Source organism: Streptomyces sp. NBC_01237, from assembly GCF_035917275.1.
Lineage (GTDB): Bacteria > Actinomycetota > Actinomycetes > Streptomycetales > Streptomycetaceae > Streptomyces.
In genome coordinates, this window is record NZ_CP108508.1 from 2,564,896 (window position 1) to 2,585,608 (window position 20,713).

Consider the following 20,713-nt stretch of genomic DNA (forward strand, 5'->3'; position numbering starts at 1 on the left):
GGTGGAGATCACTTCTCCGTCACCGCCTTGCCGTCCGCGCCCGTCGCGCCCCTGGTGAACTGCGGGTGGATCAGACCCACGCAGGTGTACGGGAGTTCGTCGACCTCTTCGACCGGGACGCCGCGCTGAGCGGCCAGCAGCCGGATGTGTTCGAGGTCCGCGCCCGCGCCCCGCTGGGCGAGGATCTTCCACGGGACCCGGCGCAGCAGGACGCGCGTGGTCTCGCCGACACCCGGCTTGACCAGGTTGACGTCATGGATGCCGTACTCCTCGCTGATCCGCTCGACGGCGGCCCAGCCCTCCCAGGTGGGTGCCCGGTCGGCGGTCAGCAGCTCCTTGACCTCGGCGTCGACGCCGTCCACGACCTCGTCGAAGCGGGCGGCGACCGTGTCCAGGAAGTGGCCGGACACATCCGCGCCGGCCAGCTCCCGGTAGAACTTCGCCCCGTGGAAGTCCTCGGGGCCGACCAGGTCGGCGCGCAGGACGGTACGGGAGATCAGACCGGAGACCGTGGAGTTGAGGCACGCGGACGGAATGAGGAAGTCCTCGCGCGTGCCGTACGTACGCACACAGCCGCCCGGGTCGGCCAGCACCGCGATCTCGGGGTTGAACCCCTCGAACCCGGCCAGTGCCACGGCCAGTTCGCGCGTGATGGCACCCTTTCCGGTCCAGCCGTCGACGAACACGATGTCGGCCGGGTCGTGGTGGGCGGCCAGCCAGCGCAGGGCGTTGGCGTCGATGCCCCGCCCGCGCACGATGGAGACGGCGTAGTGCGGCAGGTCGAGGCCGTGCCGGTGCTGGGCCCAGCGGCGCATCAGTACGCCGACGGGGGTGCCGGCACGGGCCAGGGAGACCAGCACCGGGCGCGGGCCGCGCTCGGCGAGGACGGTTTCGGTGACGGTCCCGACGGCTCGGGCGATGCGTGCGGCCGAGGTGTCCAGGGCCGCCTGGAACAGGGCCTGGTACTCGGCGCTGGGCTGGTACTCCACGGGCAGCGACTCGGCGTAGTGCGCGCCACCGCTCTGTATCGCCTCCTCGCGCTCCTCGGTCGGTGCTTCCAGCTCCGTGTCCGAGAGGTCCTGGAGCAGCCAGCCGACATCGTCGGCCGCGTAGGAGGAGAAGTCGGGGCCGCGGAGGGGCTCGGGCAGCATGCGGGGTTCCTGCCGGTCGGAGGCGTGCGAGGAGCCGTGCGAGGGGACGGGTTCGGCGGCGGGGGCGGACGCGGGTTCGGCGTCCGGGGCGGGCGCCGGGGTGTACGAGGGGACGACCGCGAGCAGGACCCTGCCGGTGTGCGCGCCGAGCCGGGCCAGCAGACCGTCCGGGGCGTGCAGTTCGGGGGTGTCCGCGGTGGAGTCGACGACGGCCACGACCGCGTCGAAACCGGCGCCCGCCACGTTGTAGGCGTACCGGTCGCCGGGGCCGTCGGCCGGGTTGTCGTGGGCCGGGAAGACCAGTCGGCTGCGTATCGCGTAGCCGGGGTCGTCGACGGCCAGGACGGGTGAGCGGGTGGTGGTCGAGTACCGCACGTCGGCGTCGGTGAGGGCCTCCAGCGCGGTGCCGAGGCGCAGCGGCGCGTACATCAGCTCCTCGAAGCCGAGGACCAGTACGCGGCGGGCGTCGCCCAGCGCGTCGGCGATCCGGGCGGCCATGCCCGGCAGTGCCGGTTCCAGGAGCGCCCGGTGGGCGGGGGTGAAGCCGTGCCGGCCGCCGTCGGGGACGCCGGCCGGCCAGCCCAGTGGTATACGGGTGCAGACGGTCGCCGGTTCCACCGGCGGGCGGCCGGACTCCGGGGCCGCCCGACCCGACTCCCGCGCCTCCTGTTCCGCCTCCTGCGCGGCGACCAGTGCCCGGCCCCGCTCCAGTACGCCGTCCGGCAGGCCGACCGTCCCCGCGCCACGCGCCACCAGGTCGACGCGGGCACCGGTCTCGGCGGCGAACTCGTCCAGCCGGCCGCGGTCCCGCTCCGAGCGCATGTCCACCAGGGCCACCACGACGTACCGCTCGCGGGGATACAGCTCATGGAGCATGCGCATGGTGTTGAGCACAGTGTTGCCGGTGGAGAACTCGTCGTCGACCAGGACCAGCGGCGCGGGGGCGCCGTCACTGCCGGGGCCCGCCAGCAGCGCCCCGTCCTCCGGCAGCAGCAGGTGCGACGTGGCGTGCGAGTGGGACTCCTCGAAGCCGCCCGCCCTGGCGACGCCCGCCACCGGGCGTCGCGTCGAGTGCAGATACGGGGCCGATCCGAGCCCGTCCGCGACGGCGTGGCCGAGGCCGGTGGCCGTTTCGGCGTAGCCGAGGACGACCGCGCGTGCGGCCTCGCTGTCACCCAGGAGCGCCCGTACCCGCTCGCCCAGCTCGAACCCGGCGCCGTACACCACCGAGGGCCGCTGCGGCACATGCTTGCCGAGCACGTTCGACACGAGCAGATGCGCCCGCTTGGGGTTGCGGCGCAGGGCGAGGCCCAGCATGTCCCGGAGCTCCCCGTCGCCGGTCAGCTCCACTCCCAGTCGCTCGGCAACCCAGCTGCCCGACCACACCACGTCCACGGTCTCTTCTCTCGTCGCGCGCTCGCTCATCGATACGCGCTCAGTTCGCCAGGCCGGCGGCCAGCAGTTCCACGAAGCCGACGTCTTCCCTCGCCACACCGAAGACCTCGGCCCGCAGGAGCGTGCGCTCGGCCCAGGCCCGGTGCGGCTTCACTTCGTTCATCTTGTTCGTGTACGCGGAGCGCAGTACACCGCCGCCGTCGCGTTCCGGTCGCAGGATGTCCTCGGCGTCACTGAACTCCTCGTGACTGACCACCGACAGTGCGTGCACGGGGGCCACGTGCGACGGGTGGATGCAGGTCTTGCCGAGCAGCCCGTTGGCCCGGTCGAGCCCGATCTCCCGCAGCAGGCCGTCCAGGTCGTGCTCGATGAGCGCGGTACGCAGTTCCTCCGCCCGGCCCTCCAGGAAGGGGCTGCGGCGCAGCTGCGGTTTGAACATGCGTTCCTGGAGACGGAAGTACTCCCACACCGGTCCGGTGATCGTGAAGCCCGTCCCGTCCGCCCTGCCCAGGACGTTGACGACATCGCCGATGACGGCACCGACGATCTGGACGTCGTACGCCGTCATGTCGGGTGCCCGGCGCAGACCGTAGGCCGAGCAGAAGTCGGTGACGCCGAGCCGCAGCGCGAGGACACGGTCGCGGTACTTGTCCACGGAGCGGGCGATTCCGTGCAGGGTTTCGCTCCGGGTCTCCAGATGGAGGAGCTCCGGCGATTCGAGAACCGGCATGGCGAAGAGCCTTTGCCCGCAGGCCGTTTCCGCGTCGGCGAGTGCTTCCAGGAAGAGCGTGCCCCGCTCCTCCGTGAATTTCGGTAGTACGAATCCGGACAACATCCGGACCGCGGGGCCGAGCCGGTCGACCAGGTCGTTGATCTGGCCGGGCTCGCGGACCCGAATGAAGAGCAGCGGGACCTGGTCGGGCCGCTCGGCGAGCTCCGTGAACTGTCTGACCAGGTTCGCCTCGGCCTCGACCACCTCGGCGTCGTTGATCGAGTCCTCCAGGCAGAGCACCATGGAGACGACTCCGAGCCCCGCCTGTTTGATCACGTCCTCGGCGAGGTTCGGCCGGGTGGCCGGAGAATAGAGGGTGGCCCCCAGGGCGACCGACAGCAGCCGGGCGGACGAGCTCGCGTGGAATTCGCACGGCTCCTGGAAGAACAGGCCCTCTCGGGCAGCGGGCGAGATATGCCCGAAATGACGCATGAGTTTCCCCCGAACTGCCTGACCGGCTGGACAAACGTATGGCCGGTAATAGTACGTACGGACGGGTGTCAACAGTTCCCCATGTGCATGAATTTCCGGTTACCCGCCCATTGCCCACTCCCTCCGCGCGGTATGGTCACGCCTCCCCCGGGCTTCGCCGGACCTGTCCGTCGCGCCCCCCGCGTTGTCCGCACGGGCGGCCAGCAGGCAGGATGACGGGCATGACGCACGCGATGCTGAAGGGCTCGAACGTCCCCCTCGACGCCATGGCCGTACGGGCCGTGCTGCGCTGGACCCCGGGGGCCGACGTTCCGGATGTGGATGCCTCCGCCCTGCTGCTGGGCGCCTCCGGCCGTGTGCGCTCCGATGAGGACTTCGTCTTCTACAACCAGCCCCGCCACCCCTCCGGTCTGGTGCGACGGCTGCCGAAGCGCAGCGTCGCCGAAGGGCTGACCGACACGATCGAGGCGGATCTGGCCGCGCTCGATCCCTCGGTGGACCAGGTGGTCATCGCCGCTTCCTCCGACGGCGCGCCCTTCCAGCAGGTCCGGGACCTGCGGATACTGCTGTTCGACGCCGCGCTCGCGGACGGTGAGCCGATGGCCGTCTTCGACATCCGGGCGGAGACGGGTGAGGAGACCGCGATCATCTGCGGCGAGCTCTACCGGCGCGGGGACGGCTGGAAGTTCCGGGCGGTCGGACAGGGCTATCCGACGGGTCTGATCGGGCTCGCCACCGCCTTCGGGATCTCGGTCGACGAGTCGGAGGCAGAGGCTCAGGCGGAAGCGCGGGCCGCGGCGCAGGCGCAGGAGGAGGCCGCACAGGGGCCGCTCCCGGCCCACCCGCTCGCCGCGGACTCGCAGGCCACGGTCCAGCACCAGCAGCCCGCGTACGGCTATCCGCAGCCCACGGCGGCGCCCCCCGGCTACGGCTACCCGCAGCCGACGTCGGCGCCGCCCGCCTACGGCTACCCGCAACCCGTCTCCGCGCCGCCCACATACGGCTATCCGCAGCCCGCGGCGGCCGCCGCCTTCGCGCCGGACCCGCACTTCGTGCTGCCCCCGCAGGGCCCGCAGTTCGTCCGTTCCTGAGGGCTGTCCCGTCATCCCTGGTGGATCAGCGCACGGCGTCGGATGCGGTGCGTCGCACGGCGGAGGGACGTCCGCACACGGGATGTACTCGGGCGTTCCGACAACGCCGCGAGGTGCCGTAGCTGTCGTCGTGCGCCCGCCAGGGATGACGGGACAGCCCTTGGGCCGCCGGGCCCCGGGGCCCGGTCCGGCCGGTGGGCCGCCCGCTCTCAGGCCCGGGTCTTGTAGCCGCGCCCCCACTGCATCCCGTAGCCGTACATCCGGTCCAGCTCCGACTGGAAGCCGTAGACGAATTTCACCTCGCGCCGCACGATGAGCTCGTCCTTGATGTTCTCCACGGTGAACACAGCGCAGGAGCGGGCCTGCGGGGCGCGCTCGTCCAGCTCGATCTCGATGCGCGGGCCGTTGCCCGGGTAGAGCGTCACCTTGGCGTGCGTACGGTCGAACGCCGGCGTCTGGTCGTAGATGTAGCAGAAGAACAGCAGCCGCTTGATCTGGTCGCGCTGGTCGAGATTGACGTAGACCGTCTCCCCCGACGGCGCGCCGAAGCGGTCGTCGCCGCTGAGCCGGATGTACGGCGGGCCGTTCAGATCACCGATCAGGTTGCCCAGCGGCTGCACGACTCCCTTGGTGCCGTCCTGGAGTTCGTACATGCAGCCGAGGTCCAGGTCGACGTTGACCATGCCCTGGGTGTGCGCCTGGACCACCTCGGGCTTGAAGAGCTTGAACGGGCGCAGCAGCGAGCCGCTGCCGCGCGACCCGCCCGAGATGTCCGAGCTCCGCATCCGCCAGGACAGATTGACCCGGAGATTGCCGGAGAGCGCGCCCTGTTTGTTCAGCGAGACCGTGGCGTTCCGTTTGGAGAGCACGATCGAACTCGTCGCGGAACTGCCCGCCTCGAACTGTGCCGCTCGCCCCGGCCACAGGCCGTCGAAGAAGCCCATTCCAACCCCCACCTGTTTTCGCGACCGGTATCCCGACCCCACCCGCATGTACCGCGCTGTCCCGCGCATCGGCGCGGGACACATCACTGCGGGGCGGCCACCGGGCCGGGTCCGGGTCCTACCGGAGAGCCGTCGCCGTGTGGGCCGCCCCGCAGAGAGCGTTCCTCAATACCTACCGGGTCACACCCCGGAGGAGACTTCCGCCTTGGATCCCGGGCTGCCGCCCCCGTCGCCGCCGGCCGCGGCGATCGCCTTGTTGCGGCGGACCGAGGACCAGAAGGACCAGCCGATCAGTACGACGCCGACGGAGCCGGTGATGAACTCGTTGATCTCGTACTGGATGGTGACGAGCAGGATGGCGGCCAGCGCGCCGATGGCGTAGTGGGCGCCGTGCTCCAGGTAGACGTAGTCGTCCAGCGTGCCCTCGCGGACCAGGTAGACGGTGAGCGAACGGACGTACATGGCACCGATACCGAGGCCGAGGGCCATCAGCACGATCTCGTTGGTGATGGCGAAGGCGCCGATGACACCGTCGAAGGAGAAGGACGCGTCCAGAACCTCCAGGTAGAGGAACATGAAGAACGCGGCCTTGCCCGCGAGGCCGATCGCGGAGACGGGCTTGCCCGACTTCTTGGCCTCTTCCTCGGCCTCGTGCTCGCGCTCCTCCTCCTCTTCGAGCTTGTTCTCGAAGAAGCTGGAGAGCCCGCCGACCACGAGGTACGTGATCAGACCGGCGATACCGGAGAGCATGACGGTCGACGCCTTGTCCGCGTGCCCGCCGCCGTGCTGGTGGGCGTGGGTCGCGAACGTCAGCGCCGTGATCAGCAGCACGATCAGCGCGATGCAGACCGACAGCATGTCGACCTTGCCGAGCTTGGCGAGCGGGCGCTCGATCCAGCGCAGCCACTGGATGTCACGGTCCTCGAAGATGAAGTCGAGGAAGATCATGAGCAGGAACATTCCGCCGAAGGCGGCGATCGACGGATGCGCGTCCGTGACCAGTTCCTTGTACCTGTCAGGGTCGTTGAAGGAAAGATCGATCGCCTCGATCGGACCGAGCTGTGCACTGATGGCCACGATCACGACGGGGAAGACCAGTCGCATACCGAAGACCGCGATGAGTACACCCACCGTGAGGAAGATCTTCTGCCAGAAGGCATTCATCTTCTTCAGGATTCCGGCGTTGATCACCGCGTTGTCGAAGGACAGCGAGATCTCCAGGACCGACAGGATCGCCACAATGCCGAATGCCTGCCACCCCCCGTAGAACGCCGCTGCGACCAGGCCGACCGCGGTGACCGCGAACGACCAGCCGAAGGTTTTCAGAACCACTGGCTACCCCATCGTGTTATGTAAGGGTCTCCCCCGGTGAGTACGGGGCTCCCCCGCGCCGTGCGCGGCTTTACGAAACGTTGACCCCGAAGTCTAGAGCGATACCTCGCAGCCCCGACGCGTACCCCTGCCCCACTGCACGGAATTTCCACTCGCCGTTGTACCGGTAGAGCTCACCGAAGATCATCGCGGTCTCCGTCGAGGCGTCCTCGCTGAGGTCGTAGCGCGCCAGTTCCTGGCCGTCGGCCTGATTCACCACACGGATGAAGGCATTGCTGACCTGGCCGAACGTCTGGCCGCGATTGTCCGCTTCATGGATCGAGACGGGGAAGAGAATCTTGTCGCAGTGGTCCGGCACCTGGTCGAGGTGCACGATGACCGACTCGTCGTCGCCTTCACCCTCACCCGTGAGGTTGTCACCGGTGTGCTCCACGGAGCCGTCCGGGCTGGTGAGGTTGTTGTAGAACACGAACCACTCGTCACCGAGCACCCGCCCCGACTGGCACAGCAGGGCGCTGGCGTCGAGGTCGAAGTCGGCTCCGGTGGTGGATCGTGCGTCCCAGCCGAGCCCGATCAGCACCTGGGTGAGGTTGGGAGCGGCCTTGGAGAGGGAGACATTGCCTCCCTTGGCGAGCGTGACGCCCATGTGTGTCCTCCCCGAGTCGTTGGACGGTGTCGCCGGACGCTCGGACGCCCGGACACGAGCGCGTGAGCGCCCTGGTGAGCGCGTCCGGCGCCGCACGCGGGGTGCGGCGCCGGACGGGGACGTGCGGGTGCGGCTCAGCGCCTCGGCGGAGCCGTCACCGGGTGCCGGTCAGACGTTGACGCCGAAGTCCTGCGCGATGCCGCGCAGCCCCGAGGCGTACCCCTGACCGATGGCGCGGAACTTCCACTCCGCACCGTTGCGGTACAGCTCGCCGAAGACCATGGCGGTCTCCGTCGAGGCGTCCTCGCTCAGGTCGTAGCGCGCCAGCTCGCTGTTGTCCGCCTGGTTGACCACGCGGATGTACGCGTTGCGCACCTGGCCGAAGCTCTGCTGGCGGCTCTCGGCCTCGTAGATCGAGACCGGGAAGACGATCTTCTCCACATCGGCGGGAACGCCCGCCAGGTTCACCTTGACGACCTCGTCGTCACCCTCGCCCTCACCGGTGGTGTTGTCACCGGTGTGCTCGACGGAACCGTCGGGGCTCTTGAGGTTGTTGAAGAAAACGAAATTCCCGTCGTTTCCGACCTTGCCCTCGGCGTTCGTCAGCAGCGCGCTGGCGTCGAGGTCGAAATCACCACCGGTGGTGGTACGGGCATCCCAGCCCAGACCGACGATGACCGCGGTCAGGTTGGGCGCGGCCTTGGTCAGCGAGACGTTGCCGCCCTTGCTGAGGCTGACTCCCACGAGTCCTCCCATAGGTTTTCAGGGGCCGGCAGACACCAGCGTCCCCGTAGTGCGTTGGCATCGGATCAACGAATGGATCCTAGTGACCGGTTCCCGGCCAAAACAGGCTTTTGGCCGGGCGGTGCGAATCCGGGATCAGATCGCCGCGAGCGCCGCGATGTAGTCCTTCAGGTCCCGCGCGTCGGGCAGACCGTTGACGACGGTCCAGCGGACGACGCCCTCCTTGTCGATGATGAAGGTGCCGCGCACCGCGCAGCCCTTGTCCTCGTCGAAGACGCCGTACGCCCGCGAGGTCGCCCCGTGCGGCCAGAAGTCGGAGACCAGCGGGTACTCCAGGCCCTCCTGCTCGGCGAAGACCCGCAGGGTGTGGATGGAGTCGTTGGAGACGGCGAGCAGCTGTGTGTCGTCGTTCTCGAACTGCGGCAGCTCGTCACGGAGCGCGCACAGCTCGCCCGTGCAGACGCCGGTGAAGGCGAACGGGTAGAACAGCAGCACCACGTTCTTCTCGCCCCGGAAGTCCGAGAGCCTCACGGTGCGGCCGTGGTTGTCCTTGAGCTCGAAATCCGGGGCCTGGGTGCCGACCTCGATCGCCATGGAAACGCGTCCCTTCGCTACTTCACCGCTTCGCCCGGACTGGCCCGTCCGGGTGGTCACCAGCCTACGCATGGGCGGTACGCCGACACGTACGAAGGCCCCCGGCGGCGTGATGCCGTCGGGGGCCCCGGGTGGTGAGAGAGAGGTTCAGCGCTTGGCCTTGGCCCCCTTGGGGGTGACGAGACGGCTGCCCGTCCAGTCCTTGCCCGCGCTGATGCTCTTGGTCTGGGCGAGACCGGCTGTCTGGGCAGCCTCATTGATGTCACTCGGTTCGACGTATCCGTCACGGCCGGTCTTCGGCGTCATCAGCCAGACCGTACCGCCGTCCTCGAGCAGACCGATGGCATCCACCAGCGCGTCCGTAAGGTCGCCGTCCTCGTCACGGAACCAGAGCAGGACGACGTCGGCGACGTCCTCGTAGTCCTCGTCGACGAGATCCTGGCCGGTAGTGGCCTCAATGCCCTCACGGAGCTCCAGCTCGACGTCGTCGTCGTAGCCGATCTCCTGGACCACCTGTCCGGGTTCGAACCCCAGGCGTGCTGCCGGGTTGGTCCGTTCCTCCGCGTGGTCCGCGGTCGCGCTCACGGGATGCCTCCTGATCATGTTTCGGAAAATGCTTCAGCCACGCGCGTGCGCGGGGCATTGGCCGTAGTCCACACGGGCTCGGCGAATCGCGCAAGTACCCAGCGTGCGAGACCGCCTAAACGGTGACGTTCCCTGCCACGTCGCCGCTACGTCCGGCGGGTCTCCCGCAGGGCCTTCGATGCCGCCCAGTCCGTATACGTCCTTCCTCAGCTTATGCCGTTTCGATCCGCCATTAGGAGTCGAACAGCCTTTGGGAACGCTTGGACGGCTTGGGCGTATGGTTGCGGTTTGGCCCGACCCATCCGTGTGCTGCCCCTACTCGTGCCCCGGACGTGAGATTTCACCACCTGACGGTTACCCCGCGGTAGAGATGACGTTTACGCCCTCGCGGTACACGATGGAGGCGGCGCACAGCAGCCGTCCGGGGGTCCGTTCCCCGTAACCAGGCCCCGTAGAGCAGCACCGAACAGCGAAGGAACAGCGTGGCTTCCGGATCCGATCGCAACCCGATCATCATTGGCGGCCTTCCGAGCCAGGTCCCGGACTTCGATCCCGAGGAAACCCAGGAATGGCTCGACTCTCTCGACGCCGCCGTCGACGAGCGAGGCCGTGAGCGGGCCCGCTATCTGATGCTCCGCCTCATCGAGCGCGCGCGCGAGAAGCGTGTCGCCGTGCCGGAGATGCGCAGTACGGACTACGTGAACACGATCGCCACGAAGGACGAGCCGTTCTTCCCCGGCGACGAGGAGATCGAGCGCAAGGTCCTGAACGCGACCCGCTGGAACGCGGCCGTGATGGTGTCGCGCGCCCAGCGTCCCGGGATCGGGGTCGGCGGTCACATCGCCACCTTCGCCTCCTCCGCCTCGCTGTACGACGTGGGCTTCAACCACTTCTTCCGCGGCAAGGACGGGGGCGACGGCGGCGACCAGATCTTCTTCCAGGGGCACGCGTCCCCCGGTATCTACGCCCGCGCGTTCCTGCTCGACCGGCTGAGCGAGACCCAGCTCGACGCGTTCCGCCAGGAGAAGTCGAAGGCGCCGAACGGCCTGTCCAGCTACCCGCACCCGCGGCTGATGCCGGACTTCTGGGAGTTCCCGACCGTCTCCATGGGCCTGGGCCCGCTCGGTGCGATCTACCAGGCGCGGATGAACCGCTACATGGAGGCGCGCGGCATCGCCGACACCTCCGATTCGCACGTCTGGGCCTATCTGGGTGACGGCGAGATGGACGAGCCCGAGTCGCTCGGCCAGCTCTCCATCGCCGCCCGTGAGGGCCTGGACAACCTGACCTTCGTCGTGAACTGCAACCTTCAGCGGCTCGACGGGCCGGTGCGCGGCAACGGCAAGATCATCCAGGAGCTGGAGTCGCAGTTCCGCGGGGCCGGCTGGAACGTCATCAAGCTCGTCTGGGACCGCTCCTGGGACCCGCTGCTCGCGCAGGACCGCACGGGCATCCTGGTCAACAAGCTGAACACCACGCCGGACGGGCAGTTCCAGACGTACGCCACCGAGACCGGCGCGTACATCCGCGACCACTTCTTCGGTGACGACCCGCGGCTGCGCGACATGGTCAAGGACATGTCGGACCAGCAGATCCTGCACCTGGGGCGCGGCGGCCACGACCACCGGAAGGTCTACGCGGCGTACGCGGCGGCCAAGGCCCACAAGGGCCAGCCGACCGTGATCCTCGCGCAGACGGTCAAGGGCTGGACGCTGGGGCCGAACTTCGAGGGCCGCAACGCGACCCACCAGATGAAGAAGCTCACGGTCGAGGACCTCAAGCGCTTCCGTGACCGGCTGCACATCCCGATCACGGACAAGCAGCTGGACGAGGGCTACCCGCCGTACTACCACCCGGGCCGCGACTCGGAAGAGATCCAGTACATGCACGACCGCCGGCAGGGTCTGGGCGGCTATGTCCCGACCCGTGTCGTGCGGGCGAAGCCGCTGGTCCTGCCCGAGGACAAGACGTACGCACCCGCGAAGAAGGGTTCGGGTCAGCAGTCGATCGCCACGACCATGGCGTTCGTCCGCATCCTGAAGGAACTCATGCGGGACAAGGAGATCGGCAAGCGTTTCGTGCTGATCGCGCCCGACGAGTACCGCACCTTCGGCATGGACGCGTTCTTCCCGAGCGCGAAGATCTACAACCCGCTCGGTCAGCAGTACGAGGCGGTGGACCGCGATCTGCTGCTCGCGTACAAGGAGTCGCCGACCGGGCAGATGCTGCACGACGGCATCTCCGAGGCGGGCTGTACGGCGTCGCTGATCGCCGCGGGTTCGGCGTACGCCACGCACGGCGAACCGCTGATCCCGGTGTACGTCTTCTACTCGATGTTCGGTTTCCAGCGCACCGGTGACCAGTTCTGGCAGATGGCCGACCAGCTCGCGCGCGGCTTCGTGCTGGGCGCCACGGCCGGCCGCACCACGCTGACCGGTGAGGGTCTCCAGCACGCGGACGGCCACTCGCAGCTGCTCGCCTCGACGAACCCGGGCTGTGTCGCCTACGACCCGGCCTTCGGGTACGAGATCGCGCACATCGTCCAGGACGGTCTGCGGCGGATGTACGGCGGGACGCCCGAGGAGAACGAGGACGTCTTCTACTACCTGACCGTGTACAACGAGCCGATCCAGCACCCGGCCGAGCCCGAGAACGTGGATGTCGACGGCATCCTCAAGGGCGTGTACCGCTACCGGAGCGGCGAGAAGGGCCAGATCCCGGCCCAGATCATGGCGTCCGGTGTGGCGGTCCCGTGGGCGGTCGAGGCGCAGCGGATCCTCGCCGACGAGTGGAACGTCAGGGCGGACGTCTGGTCGGCGACCTCCTGGAACGAGCTGCGCCGCGAGGCCGTGGACGTGGAGCGGTACAACCTGCTGCACCCGGAGGAGGAGCAGCGCGTCCCGTACGTGACGCGGAAGCTCTCCGGCTCCGAGGGGCCGTTCGTGGCGGTGTCGGACTGGATGCGTTCGGTGCCGGACCAGATCGCGCGCTGGGTGCCCGGTGCGTACCAGTCGCTGGGTGCGGACGGTTTCGGCTTCGCCGACACCCGTGGGGCGGCGCGCAGGTTCTTCCACATCGACGCGCAGTCGATCGTTCTCGCGGTGCTCACCGAGCTGGCGAAGGACGGGAAGGTGGACCGTTCGGCGCTGAAGACGGCGGTCGACCGCTACGAGCTCCTGGATGTGGCCTCGGCCGATCCGGGTGCGGCGGGCGGCGACGCGTAGGCACGGGGACCTGAAGGGCGGCGGGGCCGGTGGCCCCGCCGCCCTTCGGCGTGTCCGGCCGCCCTCGCGTCAGTTCTCCCAGATCTTGAAGGCCCTGACCTGGTACGGGGAGCGGGGCACCCAGGTGCCGCCGCCGGGGTACGTCTCGAACTCGCCCGTCTCCGCGCACTCCGCCGACTGGTAGGTCGTGACGGGGCGCCCGGTGCGGTTGGCGAGCGCCTGGGCTTCGCTGCCCGGGGGCAGCGGGACGCAGCTCTCGATGTCGACGGCGGACAGTTCATGGGTCTGCCGGGCGCCGGTGAAGTCGGGCTTCTTCCAGAGGCAGAGCTGACCCGCCCCGCAGGTGCCGAGCCGGACTCCGGCGGCCTTCGGTGCGGTGCCGGCCCCGGGTGCCGCTCCGGCTCCGGCCGGGATCAGGGCGGCGGCCTGTGGAACGAGTGCGGTGACGGCCAGGGCCGCGGCGGCGAGAACGGTCGTACGCATGATGGATCAACCCCCGTTGTCGTGCGGATCTTCTGATCGCACCCTGACCTGCGGAGCAAGGCCCGGGGAAGGGGGCCGGGGCCGGATCACCCTGATAGGCGACAGCCCCGCCGGAGGGTCCGGCGGGGCTGTCGTTCGCGCTGTGTTGACGCTCGCGCGCCGTCGGGGGGCGGGGTCAGATGTGGCCGACTCCGGCGCCCGCCTCGGCGTTCGCACCGCGCTTGGTGAGCATGGCGACCAGCGCCGCGATCACCGCGACGATGCCCGAGACCATGAACGCGGTGCTCATGCCCGACACGAACGTGTCATGGGCGACGCCCGCGATCTTCGCCGCGATCTCCGGCGGGGTGCCCGGCGCGATCGGCGGCATGCCGACCTCGACGGCCGAGGACGCCTGCTCCAGCTTCTCGCCGGAGACCGGCGGAAGTTCCGCCGCCGCCCAGTTGTCGGCGAGCTTGGAGTCGACCTGGGAGGCCATGACGGCACCCAGCACCGCCGTACCGAGGCTGCCGCCGACCTGCATGCCGGCCTGCTGGAGACCGCCCGCGACACCGGAGAGCTCCATCGGGGCGTTGCCCACGATGACCTCGGTGGCGCCGACCATGACCGGCGCGAGGCCGAGGCCGAGCAGGGCGAACCAGATCGACATGGTCAGGGTGCCGGTGCCGATGGTCAGCTGGGACATCCCGAAGCAGGCGATCGCGGTGCAGACCATGCCGCCGACGAGCGGGACGCGTGGGCCGAACTTGGTGATCAGAGCACCCGCGACGGGCGACGCGACGATCATCATCGCGGTCAGCGGCAGCAGGTGGAGCCCGCTGTCGACCGGGCTCATGCCGTGCACGTTCTGGAGGTAGAAGGTGACGAAGAACAGCCCGCCCATGAAGGAGAAGGCCATCAGCACCATGAGGACCACACCCGCGGACAGCGGGAGGGACTTGAACATCGCCAGCGGGATCAGCGGCTCGCGCACGTTCTTCTGGGAGAGCGCGAAGACGAAGAACAGGACCACGGCGGCGCCGAGGAAGCCGAGCGTCTTGTAGTCGCCCCAGCCCCATTCCGCGCCCTTGATCAGGGCCCAGATCAGACAGAACATCGCCTGGGACAGCAGGACGATGCCGCCGATGTCGAACGAGCGCGGGGCGTTCTCGGCGCGGTGGTCCCTGAGGATCACGATGCCGAGGACGACGGCGATCACACCGACCGGCACGTTGATGAAGAAGACGGACTGCCAGCTGACGTGCTCCACGAGCACGCCGCCGAGGATCGGACCGCCCGCGGTCGAGGCGCCGATCACCATGCCCCAGATGCCGATCGCCATGTTCAGCTTCTCGGCCGGGAAGGTGGCGCGCAGCAGGCCGAGCGCGGCCGGCATCAGCAGGGCGCCGAAGAGACCCTGGAGCACCCGGAACACGATCACCAGGGCCACGCTGTCGGAGAGGCCGATGGCCCCGGATGCCGCGGCGAAGCCCACGACACCTATGAGGAAGGTCTGGCGGTGGCCGAACCGGTCACCGAGTTTGCCCGCGGTGATCAGGGAGACCGCGAGGGCGAGCATGTATCCGTTGGTGATCCACTGGACGTCGGCGAGCGAGGCGCCGAGGTCCTTCTGGATGGCGGGGTTGGCGATCGCGACGATCGTGCCGTCGAGCGCGACCATCATCACGCCGATGGCCACGGCGAAGAGCGTCAGCCAGGGATGGCCGCGCAGCCCCTTGGCCGGTGCGGGAACGAGCGTGTCTTCCGGCTCCCGCGAAGCCTTCTCGACGGTGGTCTGACTAGTCATACGGGGAGACTAGTGACAGTCACTGACAGTTGACAAACCATTTCACAAGACAGTAACTGTCACGTAGCTCACAGGTAAGCTGAGCTGGACAAAGCGTCGAAAAGAGGACCGGTAAGTGACCGACGGGCAGCGCGGCGAGCACCCGGCAGGGCTGCGCGAACGCAAGAAACAGCGCACCCGCGACGCCCTGCTGCACGCCGCCTTCGATCTTTTCATCACCCAGGGATACGAGCGGACCACCGTCGACGAGATCGTCGACGCGGTCGAGGTCTCCCAGCGCACCTTCTTCCGCTACTTCGCGAGCAAGGAGGACACCGCCTTCGCCGTCCAGGAGATGGTGGAGTCCCGCTTCCTGTCGGAGCTGCGTCAACGCCCGGCCGCGGAGGCCCCTTTCGAGGCAATGCGCCGTGCCGTGCTGTGCGCCTGGAACAGTATCGGCGAGTGCATGGAGGAAGTCGTCACGGTCGACCTCCATGTGCGGATCTACCAGCTGATCGAGTCGACCCCGTCCCTGCTTGCCGCCCATATGCGGCGGGGCATCGACCTGGAGGAGCAGATCGCCCGCCTGATCGCGGACCGGGAAGGGCTCGACCTGGCGACCGACCCGCGGCCTCGGGTCGCCGTGGCGGCGTTCTGCGGGGTGATGCGGGTGGCCGGGCAGCTGTGGGGTCAGGGCCGGGACCCGAGCCTGAATTCCCTGCGCTCACTGACCGAGGTGTACCTGGACCAGCTCGGCCCGGCCCTCGCGGACGACTGGCGCCGCAAAGCACCCCTCGACGCGCGGGACGCCCTCCCGTCCTGAGGCCCCTGAGCCGCGGCGCCGTCCACCCGCGCACGCCCGGCCGGTCCGTCCGTGCCGCAGCTCTCGGCCTCCGCCGTGGCCGACCTCACACCCACTCACACGCCGGTGCGCGCATCGGACATGAGCACGGGTCGACGGGCCCCGGAGCGCGCCGGAGCGTACGCGAGTCGCCTACGGAGCGTCAGGAATCCGGCGTCGATTCCTCGTAGCCCAGTGATGTGCGTCACCCTCGTAACGGCGGTCGTCGCACGTCTCCTAATGTGTGGGGCAGTGACTTCCTTCGACTCCTCCCCCACGTTGACCGCCTGGCGCGCGCTGCTCGCCGTCGCGGTCGTGTTCGTGATGCTGGCGACCACGGGCTGGACCGCCGTCCGCCAGCAACGCTCCGACGAGCCGCGCGAGATCGCCCTCGCCTCGTGGGCGCGGGACCGCATAGCGGGTCACGCGCTGCCGGACGTCACCGCGCCGCCCTACCGGCTGGCCCACTTCTTCGCCACGCTGACCACCGGACAGCAGGTGGCGCTCGCGGACAAGTACCCCCTGGTCGTGGGAAATCTGAACGGCGCCCCGGTCACCCTGCGCTACCACGCCAACCGGCTGGCCCTGAAGCAGGCGCAGTCCGTGGAGTCCGCCCGGACCCACGACAGCACGCTCTCCCCGGACGGCCGGGGCGAGGCGGTGCACCGGCTGGAGCGCTTCCGGTCGATGCTCGCGAAGAACCGGCAGATCCTGGCCTTCGATCCGTCCGGGAAGGGCCGTGCCGCCGAGGTCTTCGGCGATCTCGACCGGGCCTCCCGGGTCTCCGTCGTGGTGCCGGGCGTCGACACCAATCTGCTGACGCTGGAGCGGTCCGCCGGACGCACGTACTCGGCGCCGGTCGGCATGGCTCGGTCGCTGTACGGGGCCGAGCGCGCCGCCCGCCCCGGCACCCCTACCGCCGTCATCGCCTGGGCCGACTACACCGCCCCCGCGGGCATCGGCATGGACGCCGCCCTCGGCCGGCTCGCGGCGGTCGGGGCGGTCCGGCTGAACGCCATGGTGAGCGCGCTGCCGGGCACCTCGGCCGTCTCGCTCTTCTGCCACAGCTACGGCTCCGTGCTGTGCGGGGTCGCCGCCCACAAGGTGCCGGCGAGGGTGTCCGACATCGCTGTCGCGGGCAGCCCCGGCATGCGGGCCGACAGCGCCGAGCAGCTGGACACCGACGCCAGGGTGTGGGCGATGCGGGACCGCGACGACTGGATCCAGGACGTGCCGTACCTGGCGGTCGGCGGGATCGGTCACGGGGCCGACCCGGTCGACCCGGACTTCGGGGCGCGGATCGTGTCGGCGGGCGACGCGATCGGCCACAGCGGCTATTTCGAGCCGGGCACCGAAAGCCTGAGCAACTTCGCCGCGATCGGTGTGGGCGCGTACGGTTCGGTCAGCTGTGCGGGGGCCGACAGCGCCTGCCACAGCGGTATTTCCGGCGAGCAGGACACCTGACGCGCGTAGAGCGCGGTGGCTGTCCGATGAATTGCGACTTACGCCGAGGGGGGACGTACGGGCCTGTGCCACATACGATGAGGCACATGGGTGATGTGCTGGCCGGAATTCATGCCACCTGGGAGTTCGACACCGACTCCGTGCTCATCCGCTTCGAACGGGGTATCCGCACGCCGAAGCTCTTCCAGAGCCTGCGTGAACGCCGCATCCCGTATGCGGCGTTGGCGTCGGTGACGCTTACCCCCGGCAAGCGGGGCACGGTGGTTCTTCACGCGGTGCCGAGACCGGGTGCCGATCCGCTTGTCGAGGCTGCCGCGGGACAGCTGAAGGACGGGTGCGACCCGTACCGCCTGGTGCTTCCGGCGGAACGGGAGGTGCTCGCCGAGTACTACGCGGACGAGCTGCGCGCCCTGCTGGGACCCGATGACGGCATACCCGCCGACCGGTTCCTGGTCACCGCTCCCGAGGCGCCGATGCACTTCAAGGCGTACGACGGCAGAGCCAGCTTCGACGGGGAGCGGATCTCCTTCCGGTGGTCGTGGACCGGTGCCTCCAGCGCCAAGTGGAAGGCGGGCGACCAGACGTTCCCGGTGGCCGAACTGTGCGGGGTCGAATGGCGTTCGCCCGAGGCGCTCGAAGGCTATCTGCGCCTCGTGCCCCGTACGGCGGTGGCGGTGACCGGCGGCGCGGGCGGCCGTCCCGGCGACCCGCACGGACCGGCCGGTCCCGTCGCCCCGGCGTCCTCGGTCCCCGGGGCCGCCCGCCCCGACACCGGACACCCGGCACGGGCGGACCAGGACCCGGCGGCGGTGCTCTTCGGCCTCGGCTACGGGCCGGTGCACGAGTCACTGCCCTTCGCCGCAGCCGTACTGGAGTCCGTGCGCAGGACCCAGCCCGCGCCGGACGGGCCCGCCCCGGTCCTGGTGGGCGCCGGGCGGCGCGATCCGGCGGACATCGCCGAGCGGATACGGCACCTCGGGGAGCTGCATCAGGCCGGTCTGGTGACCGACCACGAGTACAGCGCGAAGAAGGCGCAACTGCTGGCGGAGCTGTAGGGAGCGCGGGGAGCGCGGTCCCACCCGCGGCCCCGCACCCCCGTCCCCGCACCCCGTACCCGGGTATGACGGGCGGCGGGCGGTTCGACACCCGGGTATGACGCCGTGGGCAGCCGTCCTGCCTAGGCTGATCGGGCCATGTCCACTTCCCCCGCCGGGCCGCCGCCGCCCGCCGATGGTCCGCTGAGCGCCGCCCGCCGCAATCTGCGCGAGCTCGCCCACGGGCTGTCCCACGCGTCCCATCCGCCCACTCCGCTCCTGGCCGGTGCCCCGAAACGGTGGCAGCGGCTGCTTCCGTACGCGGTGGTGATCGCGCTCGTCGCCACCTTCGTCCCGGTCACCATCAACGTCCTGACCGCGCAGTACGGTCTGACGGGAGGTATGGCCGGGGCCCTGGCCGTCGCCCAGGCCGCCCCGCTGCTGATGCTGGCGCACCGGCCCCTCCATGCCTGGTGGATCGTCTTTCCCGCCGACATCCTCGGCGCGCTCGTCCTCCTGTCGAAGCCGGTCGAGAAGTACGACATCTGGCCGTGGACCCCGCCGGTGATCGTCGGCTATCTGTTCCTGCTGCTGGCGATCGGTCTGCGCGAGACCCGGCGGACCGTGATCGGTGTCTGGCTGCTGACGGGCACCGCCGGTCTGGTGCTGCATCTGGTCGCGCCCGAGCGCAGCAACGGCAGCGCGCTGCTGCTGTTCATCCTCGGCGCGGTGGTGCTGGTGATCGGGACCGCGGTACGGGAACGGGCCGAGGCACAGCGCCGGCTCGCCGAGCAGGAGACCATCAACGAGACCGAGCGGGCGCAGCGCACGCTGCTGGAGGAGCGGACCCGGATCGCCCGCGAGCTGCACGACGTGGTGGCGCACCACATGTCGGTGATCACGGTGCAGGCCGACTCAGCCCCGTACCGGATCAGCGGTCTGTCGGACGAGGCGCGCGAGGAGTTCACGGCCATCGCGGCCGGTGCGCGGGAGTCGCTGGGCGAGATGCGGCGGCTGCTGTCGGTGCTGCGCAGTGACGGCACGGAGGGCGACCGGGCGCCGCAGCCCGGCATCGACCGTGTGCAGCAGCTGGTGGAGGCGACGGTGCGGGCGGGGGTGCCGGCCGAGCTGTCGCTGGCGGCGGATCTCGGCGAGGTGCCGTCGGCGGTGGATCTGTCGGCGTACCGCATCGTGCAGGAGGCGCTGGCCAATGTGATCCGGCACGCGCCGGGGGCGCGGACCCAGGTGTCCATCACGGCGGGCGCGGGCCATCTGACGGTGCTGGTCGTCAACAGCCCGGCCGAACTGACCCGTTCGCCGCTGGAGACGACGGGGACCGGGCACGGGCTGGTCGGGATGCGCGAGCGCGTACGGTTGACCGGCGGATCCCTGGACACGGGCCCGCTGCCCGACGGGGGTTTCCGGGTGGCCGCCCGGATGCCGCTGCCACCGGCCGAAACCACGTCGGCCCGGCCGGCTCCGTCCGCCCACCCGACTTCGGAGGACTCTTGACCATCCGCGTGATCATCGTCGACGACCAGGCCATGGTGCGGGCAGGGTTCGCGGCGCTGCTGTCGGCGCAGAGCGACATCGACGTGGTGGGCGAGGCGCCGGACGGGCGCCGGGGCGTCGAGGTGAGCCGGAACCAGCATCCCGATGTGGTGCTGATGGATGTCCGGATGCCCGAGATGGACGGACTGGCGGCGGCACGTGAGCTGTTGAACCCGCCGGTGGGCGTGGTGCACCGGCCGAAGGTGCTGATGCTCACCACCTTCGACGTGGACGACTACGTGTACGAGGCGCTGCGCGCCGGCGCGTCCGGGTTCCTGCTGAAGGACGCCCCGCCGGCGGACCTGATCTCGGCGGTACGGGTGGTGGCGGCGGGGGACGCGTTGCTGGCGCCGTCCGTGACCCGTCGCCTGATCGCGGACTTCGCGGCTCAGCGGCCGTCCGGGGCGGCCCGCAGCGGGCCCGCGCTGCGGCTGAACGGGCTCACGCCGCGCGAGAGCGAGGTGCTGGAGCTGATCGCGCGGGGGCTGTCCAACCAGGAGATCGCGGGGCGGCTGGTGCTGGCCGAGCAGACGGTGAAGACGCACATCGGCCGGGTGCTGGCCAAGCTGGATCTGCGGGACCGGGCGCAGGCGGTGATCTTCGCGTACGAGTCGGGGCTGGTGGCGCCGGGGGACACGGGGGCGTAGCGCCCCGGGTCATACACC

17 protein-coding genes are annotated in these 20,713 nt (G+C 69.7%); 7 read left to right on the forward strand and 10 right to left on the reverse strand.

Annotated elements, in window-relative coordinates; translation table 11 throughout:
* Positions 1 to 8: 8 nt before the first annotated feature.
* Complete coding sequence (locus OG251_RS11420) at positions 9 to 2,576, reverse strand: phosphoribosyltransferase (protein ID WP_326677057.1); 2,568 nt, start codon at positions 2,574 to 2,576, stop codon at positions 9 to 11.
* A 10-nt stretch (positions 2,577 to 2,586) separates the two neighbouring features.
* On the reverse strand, positions 2,587 to 3,750 hold the full coding sequence (locus OG251_RS11425) for an HpcH/HpaI aldolase/citrate lyase family protein (RefSeq protein ID WP_326677058.1): 1,164 nt from the start codon (positions 3,748 to 3,750) through the stop codon (positions 2,587 to 2,589).
* Positions 3,751 to 3,962: 212 nt separating this feature from the next.
* On the opposite strand from OG251_RS11425, the gene OG251_RS11430 reads away from it, so the two are divergent.
* Complete coding sequence (locus OG251_RS11430; RefSeq protein WP_326677059.1) at positions 3,963 to 4,841, forward strand: TerD family protein; 879 nt, start codon at positions 3,963 to 3,965, stop codon at positions 4,839 to 4,841.
* A 209-nt stretch (positions 4,842 to 5,050) separates the two neighbouring features.
* Here OG251_RS11430 and OG251_RS11435 read toward each other — a convergent pair whose 3' ends face one another.
* The 6 genes from OG251_RS11435 to OG251_RS11460 all read right to left on the reverse strand — a co-directional run bounded on the left by OG251_RS11435 (position 5,051) and on the right by OG251_RS11460 (position 9,686).
* A complete protein-coding gene (locus OG251_RS11435; RefSeq protein WP_326677060.1) occupies positions 5,051 to 5,785 on the reverse strand; it encodes a TerD family protein in 735 nt (244 codons plus the stop codon).
* 180 nt (positions 5,786 to 5,965) lie between these two features.
* Positions 5,966 to 7,117: a DUF475 domain-containing protein gene (locus OG251_RS11440; protein WP_326677061.1), complete on the reverse strand. Its 1,152-nt coding sequence runs from the start codon at positions 7,115 to 7,117 to the stop codon at positions 5,966 to 5,968.
* A gap of 70 nt (positions 7,118 to 7,187) precedes the next feature.
* The gene (locus OG251_RS11445; protein WP_326677062.1) at positions 7,188 to 7,763 is read right to left on the reverse strand and encodes a TerD family protein; all 576 of its coding nucleotides are present in this window, start codon (positions 7,761 to 7,763) and stop codon (positions 7,188 to 7,190) included.
* A 168-nt stretch (positions 7,764 to 7,931) separates the two neighbouring features.
* Positions 7,932 to 8,507: a TerD family protein gene (locus tag OG251_RS11450; RefSeq protein WP_326677063.1), complete on the reverse strand. Its 576-nt coding sequence runs from the start codon at positions 8,505 to 8,507 to the stop codon at positions 7,932 to 7,934.
* Between the two features lie 135 nt (positions 8,508 to 8,642).
* Complete coding sequence (locus tag OG251_RS11455; protein WP_326677064.1) at positions 8,643 to 9,101, reverse strand: peroxiredoxin; 459 nt, start codon at positions 9,099 to 9,101, stop codon at positions 8,643 to 8,645.
* A gap of 147 nt (positions 9,102 to 9,248) precedes the next feature.
* Positions 9,249 to 9,686, reverse strand: a complete 438-nt coding sequence (locus tag OG251_RS11460; protein ID WP_073724713.1) for a DUF3052 domain-containing protein — start codon at positions 9,684 to 9,686, stop codon at positions 9,249 to 9,251.
* Between the two features lie 482 nt (positions 9,687 to 10,168).
* Here OG251_RS11460 and aceE point away from each other — a divergent pair, with 482 nt between their 5' ends.
* Positions 10,169 to 12,910: a pyruvate dehydrogenase (acetyl-transferring), homodimeric type gene (gene aceE / locus OG251_RS11465; protein WP_326677065.1), complete on the forward strand. Its 2,742-nt coding sequence runs from the start codon at positions 10,169 to 10,171 to the stop codon at positions 12,908 to 12,910.
* Positions 12,911 to 12,979: 69 nt separating this feature from the next.
* Here the strand turns inward: aceE and OG251_RS11470 are convergent, their stop codons facing one another.
* Together OG251_RS11470 and OG251_RS11475 are read right to left on the reverse strand one after the other, a co-directional pair.
* Positions 12,980 to 13,393 carry a peptidase inhibitor family I36 protein gene (locus OG251_RS11470; protein WP_326677066.1) on the reverse strand — a complete coding sequence of 138 codons (414 nt, stop codon included), beginning with the start codon at positions 13,391 to 13,393 and terminating at the stop codon, positions 12,980 to 12,982.
* A 175-nt stretch (positions 13,394 to 13,568) separates the two neighbouring features.
* Positions 13,569 to 15,056, reverse strand: a complete 1,488-nt coding sequence (locus OG251_RS11475; protein ID WP_385896245.1) for an MFS transporter — start codon at positions 15,054 to 15,056, stop codon at positions 13,569 to 13,571.
* A gap of 238 nt (positions 15,057 to 15,294) precedes the next feature.
* On the opposite strand from OG251_RS11475, the gene OG251_RS11480 reads away from it, so the two are divergent.
* From OG251_RS11480 to OG251_RS11500, 5 genes are all read left to right on the forward strand, one after another.
* A complete protein-coding gene (locus OG251_RS11480) occupies positions 15,295 to 15,981 on the forward strand; it encodes a TetR family transcriptional regulator (protein WP_326677068.1) in 687 nt (228 codons plus the stop codon).
* A 270-nt stretch (positions 15,982 to 16,251) separates the two neighbouring features.
* Positions 16,252 to 17,463, forward strand: a complete 1,212-nt coding sequence (locus OG251_RS11485; RefSeq protein ID WP_326677069.1) for an alpha/beta hydrolase — start codon at positions 16,252 to 16,254, stop codon at positions 17,461 to 17,463.
* Positions 17,464 to 17,549: 86 nt separating this feature from the next.
* Entirely contained in the window at positions 17,550 to 18,518 is a 969-nt protein-coding gene (locus tag OG251_RS11490; protein WP_326677070.1) for a DUF4429 domain-containing protein, read from the forward strand.
* 138 nt (positions 18,519 to 18,656) lie between these two features.
* Positions 18,657 to 20,009 carry a sensor histidine kinase gene (locus OG251_RS11495; protein WP_326677071.1) on the forward strand — a complete coding sequence of 451 codons (1,353 nt, stop codon included), beginning with the start codon at positions 18,657 to 18,659 and terminating at the stop codon, positions 20,007 to 20,009.
* The gene (locus OG251_RS11500; RefSeq protein ID WP_266807212.1) at positions 20,006 to 20,695 is read left to right on the forward strand and encodes a response regulator; all 690 of its coding nucleotides are present in this window, start codon (positions 20,006 to 20,008) and stop codon (positions 20,693 to 20,695) included. The genes OG251_RS11495 and OG251_RS11500 overlap by 4 nt, the downstream gene beginning before the upstream one ends.
* The last annotated feature ends 18 nt before the right edge of the window (positions 20,696 to 20,713 follow it).